Genomic DNA, 19,939 nt, shown 5'->3' with positions numbered 1-19,939 from the left:
TTAACATTCGGCAAATTGGAGTCATTCCATTTGTATATATATCATATGAAATCTAGGAGGAACAAAAAATGAAATTAAGAAAATTATGTGCAATTGCTTTAGTGGCAACAATCGGGGCAGCAACAGTAGGATCAGCAGCAAGTGCTGCCGAAAACTCTCTGGGATCAGAAGGTACTGTAACAGTAAGCGGCGGTATCATTGACCCGGAAGATCCAGGCAGCATCATTGACCCGGAAAATCCAGAAGGACCTGGAATCGATCCGGAAACACCAGGGATAATACCAAACCCGGATATTGAAAGCAAAGGGATTATTGCAGTTTCTAATCTAAAATTTGGCAGTGTTGAAGTTGGGACAACTTCTGTAAATGCTAGATCTATCGCCTTAATTGATGAGGAGGGCGAAGAAACAGGTGAAACACGTGGGAATATCGTATCATTTGGTGATGTGACTGGTTCGTATACTGGGTATACAATTACCGGTGAATTGACAAGCCAATTTACAAACGATACAACAACGCTTAATGGCGCATCAATCACATACACAAACCCACTATTGGCAACATCAGGAACAGGAACAATTGCAGCAGCAGTTCCGGCATCCGTTGTATTGAGCACAGAAGAAGGTGCACAAACATTTGTTTCTGCAGGAGAAGGCGAAGGAAGCGGTCTATGGACATTGGAATTTGGTCAAAGCGCGACTTCTGAAGCAGGTACTCCTGGAACAGCTGAAGATGCTGTTCAATTGGATATTCCTTTAAGTGTTGCATCTGCAATGACTGTAGGAACATATACTGCAACAGTTACTTGGACAATGGGTGCTACTGCATAATAAAGAACCATTAGTTTTATGTTTTATTGGGGTAAGCTGGTAATTATTTACCAGCTTGCTTTTTCAATCAATGTATATACATAGAACACGTCTCTTGTTTTCACTATAAATAAAAATGATGAGGATAATTATAATGAGGAAAGACTTTCAGAAAAAGAATGTAAATAATTTTTTTAAGATGTTCATCAGTTTCTTTTTGCTGAGTTTCACAGTGGCAGCAACGAACATAACTGCTTGGGGAGCGGAGGCAGAAGGGGAATCTTCTTCTATAGGGGGCTTTACTTATAGTCTTGAATTTCCGGAAAATCAACTAAACCCGAATCTGGGCTATTATCAGCTAATGATGACCCCTGGTCAGGAACAGAGCCTCGCTGTTATTCTTAGTAATCCAGGCTCAGAAGCAATCACTGTCAATCTGGCATTGAATGGCGCCAAAACCAATAAAACAGGGGTTATTGAATATGCCAATCGTGACATTGAAAATGATGCATCATTGGCTTTCGCTTTTGAGGACTTGGTAACGGGTCCTGAATCGGTGGAATTGGCAGCCGGTGAGACAAAGCAAGTGACGCTTACTGTTAAGATGCCTGAAACCAGCTTTGAAGGAGTCATTGCCGGTGGCCTGCAAATGATGAAGGCGGGGCAGACAGAGGACGCAGACTCTAGCGGAGGGTCTAAGGTTGTCAATCAGTATGCCTATGTGGTGTCCATTCTATTACAAGAGAGTGACACAGAGCTTGTCCCTGATCTTCAGTTTAACCGTGCCTATGGAGGGCAGTTAAACTATCGCAACTCTGTGTACATTAATTTTTCTAATGTGATTGCGGCGTATTTAAATGATTTGACCGTGGAAGCACAGGTGATGAAAAAGGACAGCAATACCGTTTTGTATGAAGCGAAAAAGACTTCTATGCGAATGGCGCCAAACTCCTTTATGGAGTTTCCGGTTAGTATGAATGGGGAGCGAATGGAAGCCGGCTCTTACACGACTCATGTTCTGGCCACTTCCGGGGAACAGCGCTGGGAATGGACGGAAGACTTTGAGATTACAGAGGATGAAGCACAGAAATACAATGAGCGGGATGTCGGTCTGACGCAGGAAACAGGAATCAACTGGCAGCTGATTGCACTCATTGTGGGCGGCTTTATCGCAGCAGTTGTGGTGATCTTTGGATTGATTACCCTTTCCCGCAAAAAGAAACAACGAGATATGCAGAATGCAAAAGGTACGCAGAAAAAACAACCGTCAAAGAATAGTCATACTGGAACGCCCAAGAAGAAAAGACGTTAAAGAAGAGTAGGAGTACTGAAAATGACAATACTTGCTTGGATTATTATGGGAGCTGTGGCTGGAGCGATTATTTTCCTGCTGCTGACCCTTTACTTTTTAGCTCAGATCTTTTTTCAAAGTCAGAAGTTAAAACGATTGCCGAAACGACCGCCTAAGAATAAGAAAAAGCGAAGAAGATGGACGGCTGCCATCGCAAGGTTGAAACAACGACGCAAACGGGCGCTGCTTTTCGTCATTGTTCTATTAATATCGGCTGTTGCTTGTGGAGGCGGCGCAGGCTATGCCAGTTATTATCAGTCGATTAATTTGTCTTCTGGTGATTCTGCGTTAATTGTTCGCTCGTATTATTTACTTAGAGATTTCAAAGCAGAATTGACGAAAGCTGCCCAGCAGGAAGAGACAGAGGTAGCTTCACAGCAGAACATTCGCTATTTGGCGACCACCTTGGCGGCTTATTCTACCAAGAAGGCCAGTACTGTGAATACACCGGAGGGGCAATCGGCTCTAAACCGGTACTATGCCTCCTTGTCTGAGCTAGGGATGAATGCAACAATGATGAGCGGAAATTTTTACGGGAATGGTGAATTGGCGGAAGAGTTTTTGGCAGACATTGAGAAGACGATCACCTATGAGACAACTGCTTTTGAGTATTACAAGGTGAACCAGTCCGAGCTTGAGGAAGAAGGAGCCAGTGAGGATGAATGAGTCGAGAATTAAAGCAAAAGAATTCGCCTCATCAACGAAGACCCTCCTCCCCTCAAAACACCCCAAGCAATAAAAAAGGGGAAGTCGGGAAGCACTCGTCCGCCAAGAAGAAAAGAAAACGACCGGCACTTGCTTCTGCCAGCCAAAGCCGTTCAGGAAAAGCAAACAGCAGACCACAGAAAAAGGCTGTTGCAGTGATCGGTCAAAAGAAGCGTTCGAAACCGGTAACCAATGTGTCTTCTAATCAAAAGACATTGACGAAACGACCGGCTTCAACGAGGAAAAATAAGCCACGGGAGAGTAAAAGTGCCCCCAAAAGAGTCTTGCGTAAAAAGCGACCCCTGTTACACCGTATGAGAACAGGGGCAGGGGCGCTGTGGGCGGCATTCCTAGCTGCGGTTCTTCTTTTCCTGTTTGTCAGTTCGTTATTTGTTAAAATCACCAAAGTTTCCGGCTACAGCATGATGCCGACATTACAGGATAATCATACGGTTCTGGTTCAAAAGACGAAAGCAGTTAACCGGTTTGATCTGGTACTGTTTCGTCGGGGAGAGACGCAGCAGGTTCGCCGAATTATTGGTTTGCCGGAAGAACAGATCAAGTATTCAGAGGATTTTCTTTATGTGAATGGTGAGGTAGTGGATGAGAAATTTATCATTGATGAAATCAATGAAGCCCAAAAAAATGGGGGACAGTACACGGCTGATTTTGATCAGTATGATATCAGCCGGGAAGCGGTCATCCCCAAGAATTGTTATTTGGTTTTAGGAGACAACAGAGAATATGGGTATGACAGTCGAGATTATGGACTGATTGACAAGGAGCAGGTGATAGGGGTTGTTCGCATGCGTTTATTACCTTTGAATGACTTGACGGCTTTCTAAAAAAGAGACAAGAACAAAGTAAGTGATTGCGTATGGAGGCGAAAAGATGAAAAAAATTACTAAACTGCTGCTAGTAATAACATTCTTATTAACAATAGGGTATTTGTATAAACCAGCAATACCGATTGAAGCTAAAAAGGATGCCCCCCTTTCTATTCAAAGTGAGCCAGAGATACTAACGCTTAGGAATCAAGCAACTGTAGAAACTACACAAGTAGGCACTAATGTTCAAGCAGCTGAAGAAATTGATCCATTTACTGGTGAAATAGCAGAAGTTTCGACAATGGATGAATTTAAGGAAGCTGTGAGCAGGTCTGAGGTTTCAATTATTTCAGTACAAGAGAATTTAGTTGGAAATACAGGAAGTGAACTAGCGGTAAATCATTCACTGCTAATTCAAGGGAATGGACACACATTGAATTTTGCACATAATAATCTTTATTTTCAATTAGGAGAAGTAGCTGAACCGTCTGTTTTCCGTATGGAAAATGTAACGATTACAAAAAGCGTTATAATGCCATTGGTGAATGCTTCAGCAGAAGCGAGTGGAAATTGGACATTTGAATTGGAAGATATTCAAGAAGTAGATGCGAATACCATGCAATTAGCGGCTCTCCCTCAAGGCGTTGTCCACTTCACTGGAGGTAATTCCAGCTTCATACGGTCGCAATCGACGAGAACATTTATTGAAGCAAAAGAAATAATCGCATCAAATCATGCAGAAGTTGTTATTAGCCGTGGAAATACTGCAGTCTTTTTCTCAGCTGAAACGGTATCTTCTCCAAAAGTAACAATTGAGGACGGCGCATCTGTCTCAATTACAACAGCAGCACCAACAGCAGGTGTGGGGGCTACAGCTAATACAATCGATTTACGTGGCAATAATCCAGAGCTGTTAATACAAACAGCCGCTTCCTTGATGGTGAGTACCATAGGGACAACAACTTCTCCTACAAATACGAATGGTAATACTATCGCATTAGTTGGAGCGAACCCCAAAGTCTCTGTTTTTTCGGGAGGAAACGTAACAATATCAAGTACCGCAGCTAAACGCGGAATTTTTTTATTTGGTGATCAGCCAAGCTTAGTAATGCAACTAGGTGAATTAAATGTTACAGCAACAACAGGTCAAGGAATTTGCTTATCTGGCAAGGAGCCAAAAATAATTGCTCAAGATAGTAAAGGAATAATTGAAAGTACTAGTGGACAACGGATTAACCTGCAAGGGGATGATTCACAGATACTGCTAACTAATAGTGTATTTGATATGAAAGCAACTAATGGTCAAGGTTTTTTCATGGGAGGTACGACTCCTGAGATGAGATTGAACAATAGTGAAATAATAATAACAGATAGAGACGATTCTAATGGAATAAACTTATCAGGCGCTGACGCCGTTCTTTTATTAGAAAATAAAAGTACGATTAATATTGTGGGTAGAGGAGCTGGGACTATTAACTCGGATATTAGAATTGGAAATGCTGAGTCTAATCCGATATTAAAGTTATCAAATGAGTCTAAAATATCTATTGAGAGCATGGGGCGTAGTGGGAATGCGATTTATTTATCGGGTGAAAAACCGCAGGTAGATATTAGTGATGGGTCAATACTTTCTATAGATATTGTATCTGGTAGTAAAGCAGGATTATTTATCCAAGGAATGAACGGAGATATTTCTATTGTTGATAGTGAGATTATGGTTAAAACAGCTCGAGAGGCATCTGCAATAGAAAGTACTAAGTCAGAAACAGGGAATACTGTAATTGAAGATAGTAAAATACATATTCCAATGGGGAATTTATGGTTGATGACAGGAGAGACATTAACTATAGATAATTCTGAAATTGTTTCACCCCGGCTATTTTACAATGCCCTAGAGACAGTAATAAGAAATTATTCTTACCTCAAACTTTATCATGATGGCAGCACTTCATCCATTGGTAATAATCTCCTGGAGGGGATACATGAAGGCGTCATGGGATCTGACAGATTGTCAAATACTACTTTAAGCATTCAAACCAATGCTGTTGTGGATATTAGCAGGACCGATGGAAAAGTTAATAATAATAGTGGATTAAGAAATGCGACTGGTGCTGTGGTGACTATTGAATCAGGTGGGAAGTTATCTGTTTACAATAAAGGAGATGGTGTGCCTAGTGATAGTCAAAATGCGGCTCCTAATGCGGCTGTAGCGTTTAGAGGTAGTAATGGTAATGTGCAAAGTGGTTTCATTGTAAGGGATATGGGAAGTGAGGTAAGAATTCACGCAGAAAATGGTGCGGCAATCACTAACTCATGGTACCTCACTAAATTTGATATGATGCTGGAAGTATCGAATTATGGCTACTTTGAAGCACGAGGAAATACAGCTACAAATAATTCAGGTACTTTCAATATTGCAGCTGCGGACATTGTATTTGATAATCCATTGTTCCTGGATTTTCGGAATGATCGTCAAGGCGGCGGACGAGTGTTTTCTACAACTAGTAATTCACAACTAACTGGTATCAACAGTGACTTGGCTCTTTGGGAAGGCGGTTCAGATTTAGACGGTGATCCATATTTGAACTTTAGAAAGTTAGATTATCAATTTAGCGGGAGTAATTTGACTGAATTGGTGTCTACCAGCAATGAAGAAGAGCTGAATACGTCAACGATTGGTGCGACAGGCTTGCAGGAATATGCACGAGTAAGCTCAAACAATGGGCGCTGGGCAATCGCAGATGAATTACGTGTACCAACCAATGCAGATAAGCATATTTATGGACGTGTGAGTGTTCCTGTAGGACTGGAAGTAACTCGTCCAGCATGGACTGATGAAGCAGAAGTAATCGTAGAAGTGGAACGAAAGAATGGTTCACTGGAAGAATATACTGCTACAACTGTGGGGCATACTAAGGACGAAGTTGGACTCAGCGTTTACGGTGAAGAGCCAAGAGGAGGACTCTTTGACATTGAATTAGATGAATTCCTGAAAGCAGGCGATAAAGTTCGTATCAAGGAAGTAAAGCTGGTTTCAGACGAATTAACTCTGGGAATGGAAAATCTGATTCTTACAGATACGGTGGAGGTATTCCCAATTGTACCGCCAAAACCAGCAGAATTTTCCTCGAAAATGATTGGAAAAACGGCTGCCGGCATTCAGGGACATTCTGAAAATAAGGAAGTGGAAGTGACGGCTGCTCATAATGGGCAAGCCTTTGACACCTCTGGTGTAACAGTGGATGATGATGGGAATTTCACCATTGATTTAACGGCACTGACCTTGGAAGAAGACGATATAATACAAGTGTTTTTACGAGATAATGAAGGGTTGGCAGGCAACGCTGGTGTAATTGACCCGCCTGCAACCAATAATGAGCGTGGAAATATCAACCCGGCAGAATCCTTTGATTTTCATGATACCGCATTTGAGCCTGCCGCAACCCTTATGGTTACCAGAGCATCCGTTTTAACAGCAGTGTTTGTTAATGAAGAAAATCAGGTGATGCCTGGCTATACTCTGACAATTGGGGAAGGTCAAGCCGTTGATACCGCTTTAAATGTGGGGGATGTGATTGACTTAACCGGCAGTGAGTTTCAAGCAGTTCAGGATCAGCTGACAGCGCTGGAAACAGCAGGGTATGAGATCAGTGTGCGACCGGAGAATGAAACCAATTTCTCTATTACAGAGACTGCACAAACGGTGACCTATAAAGTCACAGGGCAGCTGTTTCTAAAATCAGCACCGTCAACCGTTGACTTTGGCAGCATCACGTACAATGCAAAGGTGCAGCGGGTAGACAATCCAAGCACGGATGGTGATTTGGTGGTTACAGATACTCGTGCCACTCAAGCCGCTGGCTGGACATTGTATGCCGCATTAACCACAAATATGAAAAATGATAAAACAGGTTCTATAATGAACGAAGCCCTTTGGTATGTGGGCAGTGCAGGAGAGGAACTCTCTCTAACATTGGATTCCGGCAATCAGCCTATTTATACCAATGCTTCTGGGGGAACCTTTGATGTCACTGGTACATGGGGCGGTACGCCAACAGAGCCCGGATTGAAATTAATTGCAGACCCAACCAAAACCACGGTGTCAAGTATCGGTACCTATTCTGGTGTAGTGACTTGGACAATCATGGCTGGACAACCGTAGAAGGGAAAAATGAGCATAGGAAGAGCTTTCCTCTGGGGTCTTATCCACTAACACCATTAGTAATACAGATAAAATATACAAAAAGACAATTTGATAGATTTTGGGATAGTGGTATTACTTGTGTTTATCTTCTTTAATTGGAGAAAACCAGAGAATCAGATTTATAGTGGAAATTTAAGGAAGAATAGTACAAGTTAGAACTTATTAATGGGGAGGTATGAAAGAAATGAAAAGAAAGGTACTTTGTGCTCTTTTTTTGATGATAATTTATTTTTATTGTGGCCAAGGAGTTGCTGCAGCAGAGAAAGGTGCTGATAAGATCCCTAAAGGAGCTATCCAAATTGAGGGACTGTTTACTTCGCCTAATGGGAGTGGAATTCAAGTCAATAATATTAATGATCCTAGTCAAAACGGCGGATTTCCATATACAGAACTTAAATTATCAGGAAAAAGCAATTGGGTGTCTGTTTGGTCAGAAAGCACATATCGTTTAGATTTTACTAAATCTTTCAATGGAAGAGCTTATGTGAATTTTGGTACAACGAAAGCAGATGGGTTTGCGTTTGTCATGCATAATGATCCCAATGGTAGACAAGCCCTAACAACAGAGAATAATGAATCAACTGATGGTCAGAATTTAGGTGTGTATGGGGCTGCCAAAAGCTCTAAATCAGGTTTTTTGGGGACTACGCTTCATACACCAGAAGAAGGTGCAATAAAAAATTCTGTAGCTGTGGAATTTGATTTATATGCTAATAGAGGAGGAGGCTCTGTATATGATGTGAGAGACAGTAGTGGACCGCATGTGGCTTATTCTTTTCCTGGAAATTTAGAAAAAGGGTATCAAGCTGTAGGATCTGGATTAGCAGATGAAGGATGGTGGTTTACAGGTTTGTTAAATGAAACCAGAGATGCACGAATAAAGCATTATCAGACCTATTCATTACCAGGTATTTTAGGAGATCGTATTCAAGATGGTACTTGGTATGAGTTTATTTATTCGTTTGAAACAGGGACAAAATCATTTTCTTATCAGTTAAGGAATCCTGTTACAGGAAAAGCAACACCAATTGTCAAAATTCTTTGGGCAGATTTGAACCAAGAGCTGAAGTTGGCTACGAATGGATATAAAGCATATTGGGGATTTTCAGCAGCAAATGGGACATTTCAAGGAGAAACAGCTTTTGTATTTACGCAAGTACCTGTTGAACTAAGTGGTGAAGTAAAGAGTGATGTGGTTCTAAAGGATGGAACTGGACAGGAGAGTTCTGTTGTAGTTGCTGAAACAGATGAATTGGGCTCGGTTTTTGTGTCATCTGATGATAGTGTTAGTTTAAAAAGCACATTTTCTGTAAGAGGGGAACTACCTTATGAGGTATCTCAATGGAATGGAATTGTAGAGGCAGGGATAGTTGAAAATGAAGGTGAGGAAGTATTAATTAGCTATATTAGGCGTAATGGAGCTGGAGCAGTCATAGGATCTACTCAACATAAGTCTGCAATACTGGATGTTGATGGACAGATAAAAGTGGCGTTTAATCCAGGTGAATTACGGCTGTTGTCAGGTGAAAGTGTAGAATTTTTTATTGATAATATAAAAATCAGAAGATTCGTAAACAATCATTTTAAGACCAATTTTATGAGTTATATCGAAGGGAGAGAACTGAGCAGTGTTTCTAATTTTCAGAGCTTCTTTAGTCTCCCTGCATATTTTTGGGTAAATGCGGAAGATCGACGTGCTGAACTTTCTTGGACTCCACAGAATTCAGTAAAAGAAAAAGAACTAATAACCAGTGGAACCGATGTTTTAACAATCCCGTTTTATTGGAAGGACCCTGACACAGGAGACTCGTTGAATTTTGTTTTGGCGAAAGAAGGAGGAGCTGTAATAGATACTTGGGGTGCTACTGCACTTGGTAGTGAGTCATTCGTTGCTGCAAGTTTAACAATTCCTCAGGAGCGGCTTGAGCAGGGACAAAATGTGTTTACGTTGGACGTATACAATAGTGAACTGTTGCCATCGTTCTCACAAGATCAAATTATTTTAATTGTGAATGTTCCTCAGTCAGCGCAAGTCAAGGTTGAATTTATAAATGAAGAAAACCAGGTGATGTCAGGCTATACCCTGACAATTGGGGAAGGTCAAACCATTGATACTGCTTTAAATGTGGGAGATGTGATTGATTTAACCAGCAGTGAGTTCCAAGCGATTCAGGATCAGCTGGCAGCACTGGAAACAGCAGGGTATGAGATCAATGTGCGACCGGAGCATGAGACCAATTTCGCTATTACAGAACCTGCACAGACGGTGACCTATAAAGTTGCCGGGCAGCTGTTTCTAAAATCAGCACCGTCAACTGTTGATTTTGGCAGTATCACGTACAATGCGAAGGTGCAGCGAGTAGACAATCCAAGCACGGATGGTGATTTGGTGATTACAGATACTCGTGCCAATCAAGTAGATGGCTGGACATTGTATGCCGCATTAACTACAAACATGAAAAATGAAGAAACAGGTTCTGTAATGAATGAAGCGCTTTGGTATGTGGATAGTGCAGGAGAGGAATTTGCCTTAACAATGGAGTCTGGCAATCAGCCTATTTATACCAACTCCTCTGGTGGTACCTTTGCTGTCACTGACACGTGGGGGGACACGCCAACAGAGCCTGGGTTGAAATTAGTTGCAGACCCAACCAAAACCACGGTGTCAAGTATCGGTACCTATTCTGGTGTAGTGACTTGGACAATCATGGCTGGACAACCGTAGAGGGGAAAATAGGGTACCTGTGTTACAGGATAACAATACGATTTTTCAAGGGACGAAAGCGATTGACCGGCTTGATCTGATACTATTTCGCTAGGGAGAGGGAGAGACACAGCAGGTTCACCGAATCGTTGGTCTGCTGGAAGAACAGATCAATGATTCAGGGAATTTTCTTTATGTGAATGGTGAGGTAGTGGATGAGAAATTTATCATTTGAATGACTTGACGGCTTTCTAAAAAAGAGACAAGAACAAAGTAATTAATTGCGCATGGAGGCGAAAAGATGAAAAAAATTACTAAACTGCTGCTAGTAATAACATTCTTATTAACAATAGGGTATTTGTATAAATCAGCAATGCCGATTGAAGCTAAAAAGGATGCTCCCCTGTCTATTCAGATTAAGCCAGAGGTACTGACTCTTAGGAATCAAGCAACTGTAGAACGTACACAAGTAGGCACTAATGTTCAATCAGCCGAAGAAATTAATTCATTTACTGGTGAGACGGTAATGGTTTCAACGATGGATGAATTTAAAGAAGCTGTGAGCAGGTCTGAGGTTTCGATTATTTCAGTACAAGAGAATTTAGTTGGAAGTTCAGCAAGTATGATAACGATAAATCGTTCCCTGCTAATTCTAGGGAACGACTACACGTTGAATTTTAATGGTCTTTATTTTCAATTAGGAGAAGTAGCTGAACCGTCTGTTTTCCGTATGAAAAATGCAATGATTGCAAAAAGTGGAACGACTCCACTGGTGAACGCTTCAGCAGAAGCGAGTGGAAATTGGACATTTGAATTGGAAGATATTCAAGAAGTAGATGCGAATACCATGCAATTAGCGGCTCTTCCTCAAGGCGTTGTCCACTTCACTGGAGGTAATTCCAGCTTCATACGGTCGCAATCGACGAGAACATTTATTGAAGCAAAAGAAATAATCGCATCAAATCATGCAGAAGTTGTTATCAGTCGTGGAAATACTGCAGTCTTTTTCTCATCTGCAGCGGTATCTTCTCCAAAAGTAACAATTGAGGACGGCGCATCTGTCTCAATTACAACAGCAGCACCAACAGCAGGTGTGTGGGCTACAGCTAATACAATCGATTTACGTGGCGATAATCCAGAACTGTTAATACAAACGGCCGCTTCCTTGATGGTGAGTACCATAGGGACAACAGCTTCTCCTACAAATACGAATGGTAATACTATCGCATTAGTTGGAGCGAACCCCAAAGTCTCTGTTTTTTCGGGAGGAAACGTAACAATATCAAGTACCGCAGCTAAACGCGGAATTTTTTTATCTGGTGAAGAGCCCAAAATACAAGTTGATGATGGAAAGATTTCTACAAGTTCTGCTACAAGGGAAGCAATTTTTTTATCAGGCAATCAACCAAGTGTAATGATGGAATTAGGTGAATTAAACGTTGTGTCAACAACAGGTAAAGGAATTAATTTATCTGGCGACCAACCAAGTATAGTGATAGAACTAGGTGAATTAAATGTTACAGCAACAACAGGTGAAGGAATTTACCTATCTGGCAAGGAGCCAAAAATAATCGCTCAAGATAGTAAAGGAATAGTTGAAAGTACTAGTGGACAACGGGTCAACCTGCAAGGGGATAATTCTCAGGTATTGCTGACTAATAGTGTATTTAATATGAATGCAGCTGTAACTGGCGGTCGTACTTTTCTTATGAACGGTACGGCTCCTGAGATGAGGTTGAATAATAGCGATATAGTAATGACAGGTATGACGGGAATAGACTTGTTAGGAACAGATGCTTCTCTTTTGTTGGAAAATAAAAGTAAGATTGATATTAATACGGGAGGTTCTGTGATTAATGGTGATGATATTAGCATTGGAAATCGTACTTCTAATCCGACATTGAAGCTATCAGGCGGGTCTGAAATATCTATTAATAATCCAGGTAGATTTACTATGAATAGTGGTAGGGCGATTTATGTCAATGGTGAAGGATCGCAGGTAGATATTAGTGGTGAATCAACAATTGATATTACAGCTGAGGATAAAGACGGAATACTTTTTTGGGGAGACAATGTAGATATGTCTATTGTCGATAGTGAGGTTATAGTTAAAGCAGCCCTAGATAAATCTGCCATAGGAGGTTCTTTAGGAGAAAAAGGGAGTACAGTAGTTAAAGATAGTAAAATACATGTTCTATCTGGACAGTTATGGTTTGTGGCAGGAGAGACGATAGTCATAGATAATTCTGAAATTAATTCACCTCGATTCCTTTACAATGCTCTAGAGACAGTGATAAAAAATCACTCTTACCTCGAACTTCATCATGATGGCACGCGTTCAGGCTCTGGTTATCAGGTAACGCATCCGATTGAGGCTGAAATATTGCAAGGAGTCATGGGAAGTAGCAGATTGGAAGCTATAGAAGTAACCATTCAAACCAATGCTATTGTGGATATTCAAAGAACTGATTACAATACTTCTACTCAATCTGGAGGCTTGAGAAATCGGACTGGTACTATTGTGACTGTTGAATCAGGAGGGAAATTATCTATTTATACTGAAAAGCAGGGTACTACTACACACCGTGTCGATGCTGTGAGGTTTGTAGGTGATAATGGTAATTTGCGAAGTGGTTTCATTGTAAGAGATATGGGGAGTGAAGTAAGGGTTCATGCAAAAGATGGTGCGGCAATCACTAATGTATTGGATTTTACTAAATTTGATGTGGACTTGGAAGTATCTAATTATGGTTACTTTGAAGCACGAGGAAATACAGATTCCAATTTGGCTATTTTCGATATAGGAGCTGCGAACATTATATTTGATAATCCATTGTTCCTAGATTTTCGGAATGATCGTCAAGGCGGCGGACGAGTGTTTTCTACAACTGCTAATTCACAACTAACAGGTATCAATAGTGACTTGGCTCTTTGGGAAGGCGGTTCAGATTTAGACGGTGATCCATATTTGAATTTTAGAAATTTAGATTATCAATTTAGCGGGGTTAATTTAAGGACACTGGTATCCACCAGCAATGAAGAAGAGCTGAATACGTCAACGATTGGTGCGACAGGGTTGCAGGAATATGCACGAATAAGCTCAAACAATGGGCGCTGGGCAATCGCAGATGAATTACGTGTACCAACCAATGCGGATAAGCATATTTATGGACGTGTGAGTGTTCCTGTAGGACTGGAAGCAACTCGTCCAGCATGGACTGATGAAGCAGAAGTAATTGTAGAAGTGGAACGAAAGAATGGTTCACTGGAAGAATATACTGCTACCACTGTGGGGCATACTAAGGACGAAGTTGGACTCAGCGTTTACGGTGAAGAGCCAAGAGGAGGACTCTTTGACATTGAATTAGATGAATTCCTGGAAGCAGGCGACAAAGTTCGTATCAAGGAAGTAAAGCTGGTTTCAGGCGAATTAACCCCGGGAATGGAAAATCTGATTCTTACAGATACGGTGGAGGTGTTCCCAATTGTACCGCCAAAACCAGCAGAATTTTCCTCGAAAATGATTGGAAAAACGGCTGCCGGCATTCAGGGACATTCTGAAAATAAGGAAGTGGAAGTGACGGCTGCTCATAATGGGCAAGCCTTTGACACCTCTGGTGTAACAGTGGATGATGATGGGAATTTCACCATTGATTTAACGGCACTGACCTTGGAAGAAGACGATATAATACAAGTGTTTTTACGAGATAATGAAGGGTTGGCAGGCAACGCTGGTGTAATTGCCCCGCCTGCAACCAATAATGAGCGTGGAAATATTAACCCGGCAGAATCCTTTGATTTTCATGATACCGCATTTGAGCCTGCCGCAACCCTTATGGTTACCAGAGCATCCGTTTTAACAGCAGTGTTTGTTAATGAAGAAAATCAGGTGATGCCTGGCTATACTCTGACAATTGGGGAAGGTCAAGCCATTGATACCGCTTTAAATGTGGGGGATGTGATTGACTTAACCGGCAGTGAGTTTCAAGCGGTTCAGGATCAGCTGACAGCGCTGGAAACAGCAGGGTATGAGATCAGTGTGCGACCGGAGAATGAAACCAATTTCTCTATTACAGAGACTGCACAAACGGTGACCTATAAAGTCACAGGGCAGCTGTTTCTAAAATCAGCTCCGTCAACTGTTGACTTTGGCAGCATCACGTACAATGCAAAGGTGCAGCGGGTAGACAATCCAGGCACGGATGGTGATTTGGTGGTTACAGATACTCGTGCCAATCAAGCCGCTGGCTGGACATTGTATGCCGCATTAACCACAAATATGAAAAATGATAAAACAGGTTCTATAATGAACGAAGCCCTTTGGTATGTGGACAGTGCAGGAGAGGAACTCTCTCTAACATTGGATTCCGGCAGCCAGCCTATTTATACCAATGCCTCTGGGGGTACCTTTGATGTCACTGGTACATGGGGCGGTACGTCAGCAGAGCCCGGATTGAAATTAGTTGCAGACCCAACCAAAACTACGGTGTCAAGTACCGGTAACTATTCTGGTGTGGTGACTTGGACAATCATGGCTGGACAACCGTAGAAGGGTAGGGGAAAAATGAGCATAGGAAGAGCTTTCCTCTGGGGTCTTATCCACTAACACCATTAGTAATACAGACAAAATTATACAAAAAGACAATTTGATAGATTTTGGGATAGTGGTATTACTTGTGTTTATCTTCTTTAATCGAAGAAAACCAGAGGATTTGATTTATATAGATGTAATGTGAATAATTTGGTTTCACTTTTTCTGCTGTCATAAATTAGATCATCTTACTATAAGACTGGGACAAATAAATACTCCCATATATCAATATCAAATCGGATTTATTCTGGTAAAGAATAAGAGGTATGAGAGGAAGTTGTTCCAGTTGATTAGAAGGATAGGATTGGATAGTCAGAAAAATGAAATATAGTATGCCGTCTGACACAAAAAAATAGAAAAGGGGGGGAGTTGAAAAAATATGGAAATCAGAAAAAAAAGTTTGACAGCTGTTTTGTCTATTGCACTTACAGGTTTAGTATTCCAGTGGACCTTGAGTACTCCGATTAAGGCGAATGAAGAGGCCGTTAAAACTGAAATAAGCTCCAGCGGAACAGATTTATTGCAGCAGGATATGTTACCAACAGTAGACAGCAGCATGCTGAGAAATGAGGTGGAGAAAGAGCGGACAGAGACTTCTGAAGCTCAGGAAGAAGCTGAAAAAGAGACAGAAGAAAGTGCTGTTTTTCCGGTGGAGAAGAGAGCAGTAAATCTGTTTGCAGCCGATACGGCAGAAGTCACTGACTGGCAAACATTTGTTGAAGCCTTAGCTGATTCAAGTATCACAACGATTTTATTAGCAAATGATATCCAGCTTACAGGCACACTCAATAACTATGAGGGTCTGTTTGATAAAGATTCTGTGAATCTTGATACTGGTTACCAGTATCTGTTTGTCAGTAAGCCTGCGATTTCCAGATCACTGGTTATTGACGGAAATGGACATACCTTTGATTTTGGAAATCTAGCAATCGGCTTTATGAATGCAGCGACAAATACTTCTAGTTATTGGGATATTACGTTGCAAAATATCAATGTGAAATCTAATAATTATTACGCTCCGTTTTTCTATCCAGTTTTAGCTGAATCAAAAGGGATGACAAGTTATCTAAGTAATTCAAAACTGACTTATGGTGAAAAATACAAACATACTCGTTTCGTTGATACTTACGAAAAATTAAATGTCGCTTTAGCAACCATTAGTGTAACCAATATTCAATTTGTTGATGATATCGTTGTTCCTTTAGGTCGTAATGACACATCCAGACAAGTAGCGAATATAAATAATGCTGCAGAACGGTTTGCATATAGGAATTCGTCAAGCAATACTAATGGCGGTACAACCTTTATTTATTTTAATGCTTTAGGTATTGCAAGGGATGTTGTAATTGAAGGCGATGGTTATACATGGGATCAAGGATCAATAACCTGGTGTTTTACAAATAGAACGATGACTACTACGTCCAAAGCTTGGGGTATCACTTTACAAAATATGAACACCTTCCATGGTAATTATTGGGGAATAATGGAGTTTTGGGATTTATCCAATGCTTATCAGTCAAGAACGACAGTTAATTATATTGACTTTACCAATTTTGGTTCACAGCTAATTGAGTCTCAACGTTCAAAAGTGTCTTTTGGTGGAGATGTACATGTGCAGCAAGTTGCTACATATACTTCAGTTAGAAAAGATGGTTCTGTTATAAGAGATTTTGATGTCAATTATACTCATAATCAGACGATCAGTGTTGCTGCAGCAACTATTGCACCCAATTCTAATGCATATTTCTCTGCTTTAAGTGGAGTGCCAATCCATTTAAGAGAAAGCGGTAATCTTGAAATTGGTGAAAATGCTGTCGTAACAGCTGTTAGAGAAAGCGAAACAGGAAACCCTGAGAATTTTACCCAAGGGTACGCATCTGTAATAGATATCAGCTCGGGTAATTTTATTATAAGAAGTGGAGCAAAAGTAACAGCTGTCTCACATCATACTGTTCAACCTACTGTCGTTTATATGGAAAATAGCAATTCCAATTTACTTGTTGAAGAAGGGGCTGTTTTATCAGTGATTACTGATAGATACAGTGATTCTACTAATGGTGCCCGATATAATCCTTTTTATATGGCAGGCGGTAAAGTTTCAATTTCAGGAACGTTAAATATTACTGGTGAAAATATGGTGAGATCAGGTACACATTTATTTTATGCTAATGCAGCAGTAGATTTTGAAATTGCATCAAAAGGGATACTAAATATCATTAGTGATAGCACTTCTACAAGTCAAAATTTGATGTATTTAGGTAATACTTCATCAAGTTTTAAATTTTCTGATGCCGAAAGAGTTAATTTACAAAAAACAAAATCAATAAGCGGTTCTAATGGATTGATTTATATGAGGAATGGCGGTGTACTAAATGTTTCCGTTCAGAATGTATATCAATGGGCTGATGGAAACATGGCAACAGGAGTAGATGGTGACGAAGGTTATACTTACTCTTATATACCAATGTCAAGCATGCTTTTAACCTATAATGGCTATACTCCAACGATTACCTCTGCCAACTCTATGACAAATGCTACACTGAACAGCTTTAGGGCAAACTTTACAACTCGAGGACAACAGCGTGTGCTGTTTACCCGAATTCCAGATCCAAGTGTCTCCATTCATAGTATCTCGAATGATAATCCTGATGATCCGGGCTCGTATACAGTGTATGGGTATGCAGTTCCGGGCACCTACATTCGACTTTGGGAAGAAGCACTGAACGGGACGACTTCCGCAAAAGAAAAAGGAGTTAATGATACGATTGAATCACCCGTTGAAGATACCGGAATGGCGCAGGAAACGCGTGATAACTTTACTGTTCAGGCGGACAGTGACGGCAACTGGTCGTATACAATCAGCTCTGGAAATTATTTCACTGCTGGAAATGTCATCCATGCGTATGGGTTCGCCAATCTGAAATCAGAAGAACCGACACAGGTTGTTTTGGATAAGACGCCGCCTACAGCCACACCGGTGACTTTCTATATCAGTCAGGGAGATGATCTGCCTGATCCAAGTGCGTTCGTGAAGGATGCAGCGGATACCAGTCCAATCAATACCGGCTTTGATTATGCCTATACGGATGAAGCAGAAGCTGAGATCCAACGAAACACTGTAGGCACACACACCATTAAAATCAATGTATCGGATCGGGCTACAGATGCAGACGGCAATGCTGCACCGAATACAGCGGTGATTGAAGCGACATTAATTGTTTATGAAAAAGCTTCAGGTATTACTGCCGATGATTTAGAAGTAGCTTATGTCGATATTCGAGACCTGACGGATGCAGAATTAGCAGCGTATATTCTGGCGAACAGTCAGCCGGAAGCATTTAATATTGCTAATGGTACGTTCACTGATTTAACAGAGTATGTTCAGGTTAGTGATTTTGGCGGTTTGAATGAGTACGGTAATTTACAACCGGATACGCCGTATGTGGTGACGTTAACGGTGCCGGCAAACGCAGCAACAGGGTTGTCTACGCCATTAACAACAACGATTCAGGTCGTTGTCATCAACATGGATGCTGTACTGACCGTTCAGTTTGAAGATGAGAGCGGAACAGTATTATCCGGCTATACCCTGACAATTGGGGAAGGTCAAACCATTGATACTGCTTTAAATGTGGGGGATGTGATTGACTTAACCGGCAGTGAGTTCCAAGCGGTTCAGGATCAGCTGACAGCGCTGGAAACAGCAGGGTATGAGATCAGTGTACGACCGGAGAATGAAACCAATTTCTCTATTACAGAGACTGCACAAACGGTGACCTATAAAGTCACAGGGCAGCTGTTTCTAAAATCAGCCCCGTCAACCGTTGACTTTGGCAGCATCACGTACAATGCGAAGGTGCAGCGGGTAGACAACCCAAGTACAGATGGTGATTTGGTGGTTACAGATACTCGTGCCAATCAAGCCGATGGCTGGACATTGTATGCCGCATTAACTACAAACATGAAAAATGATGAAACAGGTTCTGTAATGAACGAAGCGCTTTGGTATGTGGACAGTGCGGGAGAGGAAATCTCTCTAACATTGGATTCCGGCGGCCAGCCTATTTATACCAATGCCTCTGGGGGTACCTTTGATGTCACTGGCACATGGGGCGATACGTCAGCAGAGCCCGGATTGAAATTAGTTGCAGACCCAACTAAAACCACGGTGTCAAGTATCGGTACCTATTCTGGTGTAGTGACTTGGACAATCATGGCTGGACAACCGTAGAAGGGAAAAATGAGCACAGGAAGAGTTTTCCTCTTAAGCCTTACCCAACAACACCATTATTAATATGGATAAAATTATACAAAAATATAATTTGATAGATTTTGGGATAGTAGTGTTGAGAGTGTTTATCCTCTTTGATCAGAGAAAACTGGAAGCGTTGTAGAAATAATTACCTATATTAAGCTTTCATTTAACTGGGATCTGTTTTGAACAGAGAAAAATTATATTGACTAGGGTTTATGTACATAAATGTTTTAATTGAGGACATGTAGGGAGGATTTGCTTCTGTGATCTGGAACGTAGACATTTAGTGTTGTACAACTCTGTCAGACCGAAAGCAGAAAGGTTTTTTCTGTTAAATTTAGTGTCGCAATTCAATCTTATCTCAGAAAATAATATGTTTTTATCTAAAAATAACTATGGGGCTGAAAAAAGTATGTTTACTTTCATCAGTCTCATTTGTTATTTTTTTATGTTCAATTTAATCAAATAAAGATCATTATGTGAACAGATAGTG

General features: G+C 41.0%; 8 protein-coding genes. All 8 read left to right on the top strand.

From position 1 onward, the window contains the following. Window positions 1–68 precede the first annotated feature (68 nt). The 8 genes from IW492_RS03295 to IW492_RS03260 all read left to right on the top strand — a co-directional run bounded on the left by IW492_RS03295 (window position 69) and on the right by IW492_RS03260 (window position 19,422). Window positions 69–830: a WxL domain-containing protein gene (locus tag IW492_RS03295; protein WP_202065151.1), complete on the top strand. Its 762-nt coding sequence runs from the start codon at window positions 69–71 to the stop codon at window positions 828–830. A gap of 133 nt (window positions 831–963) precedes the next feature. Continuing rightward, on the top strand, window positions 964–2,121 hold the full coding sequence (locus IW492_RS03290) for a DUF916 and DUF3324 domain-containing protein (protein WP_202065150.1): 1,158 nt from the start codon (window positions 964–966) through the stop codon (window positions 2,119–2,121). A 21-nt stretch (window positions 2,122–2,142) separates the two neighbouring features. After that, a complete protein-coding gene (locus tag IW492_RS03285; RefSeq protein WP_202065149.1) occupies window positions 2,143–2,826 on the top strand; it encodes a hypothetical protein in 684 nt (227 codons plus the stop codon). Next, on the top strand, window positions 2,823–3,710 hold the full coding sequence (lepB, locus tag IW492_RS17945; protein WP_236671763.1) for a signal peptidase I: 888 nt from the start codon (window positions 2,823–2,825) through the stop codon (window positions 3,708–3,710). Before IW492_RS03285 ends, lepB begins: the two co-directional genes overlap by 4 nt. A 46-nt stretch (window positions 3,711–3,756) precedes the next feature. Next, complete coding sequence (locus IW492_RS03275) at window positions 3,757–7,854, top strand: pectate lyase-like adhesive domain-containing protein (protein WP_202065148.1); 4,098 nt, start codon at window positions 3,757–3,759, stop codon at window positions 7,852–7,854. Between the two features lie 226 nt (window positions 7,855–8,080). Further along, window positions 8,081–10,621 (top strand): lectin-like domain-containing protein, encoded by a 2,541-nt coding sequence (locus IW492_RS03270; protein ID WP_202065147.1) that lies wholly within the window; start codon window positions 8,081–8,083, stop codon window positions 10,619–10,621. Between the two features lie 280 nt (window positions 10,622–10,901). After that, window positions 10,902–15,149, top strand: coding sequence for a pectate lyase-like adhesive domain-containing protein (locus IW492_RS03265; protein ID WP_202065139.1), 4,248 nt, complete (start codon window positions 10,902–10,904; stop codon window positions 15,147–15,149). Window positions 15,150–15,570: 421 nt separating this feature from the next. Beyond that, window positions 15,571–19,422, top strand: coding sequence for a pectate lyase-like adhesive domain-containing protein (locus IW492_RS03260; protein WP_202065136.1), 3,852 nt, complete (start codon window positions 15,571–15,573; stop codon window positions 19,420–19,422). Window positions 19,423–19,939: the final 517 nt, after the last annotated feature.

The organism is Enterococcus sp. BWB1-3, from assembly GCF_016745275.1.
Taxonomy (GTDB): domain Bacteria; phylum Bacillota; class Bacilli; order Lactobacillales; family Enterococcaceae; genus Enterococcus_L.
This window is presented reverse-complemented; position numbering and strand designations above follow the sequence as displayed.